The sequence below is a fragment of the Micromonospora echinofusca genome, from assembly GCF_017614955.1.
Classification (GTDB): Bacteria; Actinomycetota; Actinomycetes; order Mycobacteriales; family Micromonosporaceae; genus Micromonospora; species Micromonospora echinofusca_A.
In genome coordinates this window covers 1-6216 of record NZ_WVUH01000389.1, presented here as the reverse complement: position 1 = coordinate 6216, position 6216 = coordinate 1, and the positions used below count along the sequence as shown (strand labels likewise).

5 protein-coding genes are annotated in these 6216 nt (G+C 72.7%); 2 read left to right on the top strand and 3 right to left on the bottom strand.

What is annotated here, in order from left to right; all coding sequences use genetic code 11:
• Positions 1-249: 249 nt before the first annotated feature.
• Entirely contained in the window at positions 250-2061 is a 1812-nt protein-coding gene (locus GSF22_RS29195; RefSeq protein WP_307804427.1) for a thiamine pyrophosphate-binding protein, read from the bottom strand.
• Entirely contained in the window at positions 2054-3178 is a 1125-nt protein-coding gene (locus GSF22_RS29190) for a baeRF2 domain-containing protein (protein WP_208817132.1), read from the bottom strand. Before GSF22_RS29190 ends, GSF22_RS29195 begins: the two co-directional genes overlap by 8 nt.
• 244 nt (positions 3179-3422) lie before the next feature.
• Here GSF22_RS29190 and GSF22_RS29185 point away from each other — a divergent pair, with 244 nt between their 5' ends.
• The gene (locus GSF22_RS29185) at positions 3423-3965 is read left to right on the top strand and encodes a hypothetical protein (protein WP_208817131.1); all 543 of its coding nucleotides are present in this window, start codon (positions 3423-3425) and stop codon (positions 3963-3965) included.
• Between the two features lie 78 nt (positions 3966-4043).
• Here GSF22_RS29185 and GSF22_RS29180 read toward each other — a convergent pair whose 3' ends face one another.
• Entirely contained in the window at positions 4044-4391 is a 348-nt protein-coding gene (locus GSF22_RS29180; protein WP_208817130.1) for a DUF3817 domain-containing protein, read from the bottom strand.
• 183 nt (positions 4392-4574) lie between these two features.
• On the opposite strand from GSF22_RS29180, the gene GSF22_RS29175 reads away from it, so the two are divergent.
• A complete protein-coding gene (locus GSF22_RS29175; RefSeq protein WP_208817129.1) occupies positions 4575-6053 on the top strand; it encodes a glutamate--cysteine ligase in 1479 nt (492 codons plus the stop codon).
• Positions 6054-6216 lie beyond the last annotated feature (163 nt).

Here is a 6216-nt window from a genome sequence, read left to right as displayed (position 1 = left end):
CGCGTGCTCCGCACCCCGTCCACCTTTCCCCGCTCGCTCGCCACGCGCCCCGGCTTCCCGCCCCGATGCGGTTCAAACGGGGCATCAGCTACCACGGTCGGGTAATCCGAACGGCGCTCCCCTTCGCCGCGCCGGGGCGGTTCGCCGCCGTACCGGATGCTTCCGGGCGGTCGCCGGACCGGACCGGACGCTCCCTCCGGCACCGGACCGGACGCGCCCTCCAGCACCGGACCGCACGGCGACGTGCCGCTATCCGAGGTCCCGGCTGTCCACCGTGACGTGGGTACGCAGCACCTGGTCGTGCACCCGACGGGCGGCGTCGGCATCGGCGAGGACCCCCCGCAGGTCGGCGAAGGGCTGGTCCGGTGGGTCCAACGGCACCACCGGGTCGACCACCGCCTCGATCAGCGTCGGCCGGTCCGCGGCCAGGGCCTCGTCCCAGGCCGGTCCGACCAGTTCCGGCCGGTCCACCCGCAGCCCGTGCAGGCCGAGCAGGCGGGCCCAACCGGCGTACGGCACGTCCGGCAGCCGCTCGACGACCTCCGGGGCCCGCGGTTCCCGGTGGTCGCCGACCCCGGAACGGTCCCGGTTGTTCAGCACCAGCAGCACGAACCTCGGATCGGCCCACCGCCGCCAGTGCTGGGCCACGGTGATCAGTTCGGCCAGCCCGGTGAGCTGCATCGCGCCGTCACCGAGCAGGGCGATCACCGGCTGCTCCGGTGCGGCCAGCTTCGCCGCGATCGCGTACGGCAGGGCGCAGCCGACCGAGCCCAGGGTGCCGCAGAGGTGCGCGGAGACCCCGGGTGGCAGTTGCACGTGCCGGGCGTACCAGTAGGTGACCGAGCCGACGTCCACCGCGACCGCCGCGTCCGGGGGCAGCCGGGGCGACAGTTCCTGGAAGACCAGTCGCGGGTTGACCGGCTCCCCCGGTTGCCCGGCCCGCTCGACGGCGGTACCGCGCCACCGGTCCACGGACGCCTCGACCGTCTCCCGCCACTGCCGGCCGGGCCGATCGGGGATCCGGTCGATCAACGCCCGGAGGGTCTCGGCCGCGTCGCCGATCAGCGGTACGTCCACCGGGTACCGGCTGCCCACCCGCCGCCCGTCGATGTCGATCTGCACCACCCGGGCCTGTCCCGGCGGCGGCAGGTACCCGGTCCACGGATCGTTGGTACCGATCAGCAGCAGGGTGTCGCAGCCGGCCATGAGCTGGGCACTGGCGTCACCACCCACGTCCCCGATGACGCCCGTGTGGAACGGCAGGCGCTCGTCGAGCACCGGCTTGCCCAGCAGGGACGTGGCGACCCCGGCGCCCAACCGGTCGGCCAGCGCCTGGATCTCGTCGGCGGCCCCGTAGCCGCCCTGCCCGACCAGCAGCGCCACCCGCCGGCCGGAGGAGAGCACCTGCGCCGCGGCGTTGAGATCGGCGTCGTGCGGCAGAACCCGGGCCAGCGGCAGCCCCGGGTTGGCGGCCAGCACCCCGCCGCCCGGGGCGGGCGACGGTGCCGGTGGAGCCGGGGCGACCTGGATCTCGTACGGCAGCACCAGGCAGGTGGGGCTGCGGGTGGCCACCGCCGTCTGGATGGCCCGGTCCAGCAGCGCCGACACCTGCTCGACGGTCTGCACGGTACGGACGAACTGGTGGCAGACGTCGCTGAACAGCCGTCCGATCTCGATGTCGGCGTGCGCCCGACCGAGCGGACCGGCGGTCTCCTGGCCGATCAACGCGACCACCGGCTTGCTGTCCAGTTTGGCGTCGTAGAGACCGTTGAGCAGGTGCACCGCGCCGGGGCCCTGGTTGGCCAGGCAGACGCCGGTCCCGCCGGTGTACTTGGCGTGCCCGACCGCCATGAACGCGGCGGTCTCCTCGTGCCGGGCCGGCACGAACGCGGGGTCGCCGCCGGCGTCGGCGAACGCGTCGACGATCGGGGTGACCGCCGAGCCGGGGCAGCCGAAGACCCGGGGTACCTGCCAGGCCCGCAGCCGCTCCACGACCAGGTCGGCCACCCGCCGCGCCGGGGCCACCCCGGTCGCGCCCCACGACGACCGGGACTCAGCCACGGCCCCGTCCCGGGGTGGCCGCGTCGGCGTAGCGGAGCACCGCGCCGATCCCGTCGGTCAGCCCGGGGGCCTCGTCCCGGCCCAGGACGGCGACCTCCGCGTCGGTGCCGACCAGCGCGCGGACCAGGGCGTCGTCGGCACGGACCTGCTGCGGATCCGGTACCGACAGGTCGGCGAGCGTCTGCGGGTCGCAGGCGATCTGGGTGGGCTCGGGCCCGATCCAGAGCTGGTCGGTCGAGGACGGGTCGTCGACGATCAGCATGGTGTCGACCTGCGCGCGTTGCAGCGCGGAGACCACCGCGTCGAGCCCCCCGCCGATGTCCTCCTGGGTGCCGAACCGGTCCAGTGCCTCGCTGATGTGCGCCTCGGCGGCCTCGGCGACGACCTGGGCGGTGATGTCGTCCAGCAGGGTCCGGTCCGCCCCCCGGGCCCGTTTGCCCGCGTCGGTCCGGACCACCCGGTCCTGCCAGCGGCTGGGCAACTGCGCGGCGAGCATCCCGGTGGCCCGCACGTCTCCGGCGACCACCACCACCTCGGCACCGATCCGGTCGGCCAGTTCGGTGGTCGCCGCCGCCGCGTCACCGGTGTTGTGGTGCCAGGCCTCCATCGCCGCCCGCTGGTACCGTGACTGGGACCAGCCGCCCGGGCTGACCCGGCTGAGCTGGTACGTCTCCCGGCCCTTGACGTGCGCCCGGCGGGGTACGCCGCCCGCGCTGACCGACTCCACGTCGGCCTCGGCCCGGTCGGTCAGTACCCGCACCCAGGCCACCTGTTCGCCCCGCTGCGCGACCAGCGGCATGGTGTGCGGCAGCGGCCCGTACGTGGCGAGGTCCTTCGGCGGCGGCGCGGCGAGGTACTCGCTGAGCGCGACCCGTCCCCGGGTGGCGAAGGCGGCCAACCCGTAGTCCCCGGGCATCGGTTCGTGTCCCCGGACCAACCGGTCGAGCGCGTCGATACTCTCCTTTTCGGCACCCTGGTCGATCAACTGCCCCTTCAGCGCCCGCCAGCGCAGATCAAGCGCGGGGTGGGCGTCCTCGGTGTCCCGTGAGGCGTCCAGATAGACCGAGCACCACGGTCCGGGACGGTCGTAGACCGGGCGCAGGAACGACAGCTGCATGGTCGACCCCCTTCCAGCTCGGCCCTGCGCATACCCGTGCCGTCGGGGAGTTCACCTGACCGGGCAGCCGGTCGTTCGGCCGGGCCCCGCGCCACGCCCACGCACCACGCGCGCCAGCGCACGCCCACGCACCATGGGCCACGCCCGCGCGCCGCGCGCCACGCCCATGAATGGTTCATTCACGTCTTCATGCTCCGGCCGTCGATACGATCGGTGAAGATGAGCGGACTTTGGGTGGTAGGCGATGAGCAGTGAGCTGTACCCGCAGCGGCGTACCCGCCCGGTCGGCCCGATCGTCACCGGACGGGTGGTCCGGCTGCTGGACGGCTACTCACGGGAGCTGAAGGTCGGGCAGCCGATCCTCGTCGCGGTGCTCACCGCCGCCGGGGTGGTCCGGCTGATCGGCCTGCTGGTCACCTCGGTGCTGCGGGCCGGCACCGGCGCCGGCAGCCGCCGGAAGTGGAAGGACCTGAAGAAGGGCCCGGAATACCTGGTCACCCCGTTGCAGGTCCGCGACGCCGACAACCGGATCTGCGAGTTGGAGCTGCACGGCCACCTGCCGCAGAGCGCCCTGCACCCGGGGGACCACATCCAGCTCACCGTCCGCCAGCAGAAGGATCCGGACCTCGCCCCCCGGATCGAGCGGATCGTCAACATCACCAGCGGGCAGCTGCTCACCCCCCGGATCCCGACCGTATGGTCGCACCTCGGCCCGCCGCTGGTGCTCCAGGCCATGCTCGGGGTGCTCCTGCTCGGCCTGATCGGCGCCTGCACCGTCCTGACCTGACACCGGGGAGCAGACCGACTCCGGTCCGCTCCCCACAGCGCCCAGGACGTGCGCGGCCCGGTCGTAGCGCCTTGCTCCTCAGCCGGCCAGCGGGGTGCTCTCGCAAACGGCGGCCACCGGAGCGACCTGGCCGAGCAGACCCCGACGGCGGGCCCAGCGCTCGAAGACCAGGGTGGCGAAGGGCGGGACCGCGCAGGCCAGTGCCACCCCGGTGGCGAGCAGGCTCCACCGGTGGATCCGGGCGACCGCCAGCACCAGCAGACCGTACGCGACGAAGAGTGCGCCGTGAATCGGGCCGAACACCTGCACGCCCAGCTCGTTGCCGGGCGGGCCGTACTTGACCGCCATCCCGGCGAGCAGGGCCGCCCAGGAGATCGCCTCGGCGATCGCCGCCAGCACGAACAGTCTGGTCACCCTGGCGCCCATCGTTCTCCTCTCACCTGTCCGGTTGGCCATGGTATGCGCTGCCGGGAGCGGCCTCGGCGGCGGCGTCCGGAAGTCGGACGGGCATCACTCCCTTCGGCTCTGGGCAAAAGGACGGTGGGCCCTTTCCCGGGCGCCCGGGCGGTGCAAGCTTGTAAGGACCAGGACGTGACGGGATGGTGACAGATGGGTGAGGACGTCGGGGTGCGCACCTTCACGCGCGAGGACCGGGCCCGGTACCGGGAAAAGGTCCGCCGCTGTCTGGACGTGTTCGCCGAGATGCTCCGCGAGTCGCGGTTCGACGTCGACCGGCCGATGACCGGCCTGGAGATCGAACTCAACCTCGTCGACGACGGGTACCAACCAGCGATGCGCAACGCCGACGTGCTCGCCGCGATCGCCGACCCGGCCTTCCAGACCGAGCTGGGCCAGTTCAACGTGGAGATCAACGTGGCACCCCGGCGGCTCGCCGGGCACGGTGCCGGCGAGTTCGAGACGCACGTCCGGGCCAGCCTCAACTCGGCCGAGGAACGGGCCCGTACGGTGGGCGCGCACATGGTGATGATCGGCATCCTGCCCACCCTGCGCCCCGAACACCTCAGCCGGGCCAACCTGTCCGCGAACCCCCGGTACGCCCTGCTCAACGAGCAGATCTTCGCCGCCCGGGGGGAGGACCTGGAGATCGCGGTCAACGGCGTGGAACGCCTCACCACCACCGCCGACACCATCCTGCCCGAGGCCGCCTGCACCAGCACCCAGTTCCACCTCCAGGTCAGTCCGGCCCAGTTCGCCGACTACTGGAACGCCGCCCAGGCGATCGCCGGGGTGCAGGTCGCCCTCGGCGCGAACGCCCCGTTCCTGTTCGGCCGCCACCTGTGGGCGGAGACCCGGATACCGCTGTTCCAGCAGGCCACCGACACCCGCTCGGAGGAGATCAAGGCGCAGGGGGTACGCCCCCGGGTGTGGTTCGGGGAACGCTGGATCACCAACGTCTTCGACCTCTTCGAGGAGAACGTCCGCTACTTCCCGGCGCTGCTGCCGGTCTGCGACGAGGAGGACCCGGCCCGCACCCTGGCCGGTGGCGACGTCCCGAAACTGGCCGAGCTGCGCCTGCACAACGGCACCATCTACCGGTGGAACCGACCGGTGTACGACGTACTGCGCGGCCGGCCGCACCTGCGGGTGGAGAACCGGGTGCTCCCGGCCGGGCCGACCGTGCTGGACACCATCGCCAACGGCGCGTTCTACTTCGGCCTGGTCCGTGCGCTCGCCGAGTCGGACCGGCCGCTGTGGTCCCAGATGTCGTTCAGCGCCGCCGAGGAGAACTTCTACGGCTGCGCCCGGCACGGCATCGACGCGCAGGTCTTCTGGCCGGGTCTGGGGTACGTCCCGGTGACCGAGCTGGTGCTGCGCCGGCTGCTGCCGCTGGCGTACGAGGGGCTGGACCGGTGGGGGGTGGCCCCCGACGAGCGGGACCGGCTGCTGACGGTGATCGAGCAGCGCTGCCTGACCGGGCGCAACGGGGCGAGCTGGCAGGTCGAGGCGCTGCACCGGTTCGAGGCCAGCGACCACCTGGACCGGCCGGCGGCGCTACGCGAGGTGGTCCGGCACTACGTGACCCTGATGCACAGCAACCGCCCGGTGCACGAGTGGCCGCTGCCCTGAGGTGTGAGGAAGGGCCCCTTCCTATACCAGAAGCGAGGCGGTTTCTGGGGGTCGTCGCAACACCTGATGGCTTATGTGGTTGTCAGTAGATCACGCAGACGCTCGGCTGGGTTGTCCCAGCCGAGCGTCTGTCGTGGGCGGCCGTTGAGTTCCTGGGCGACGT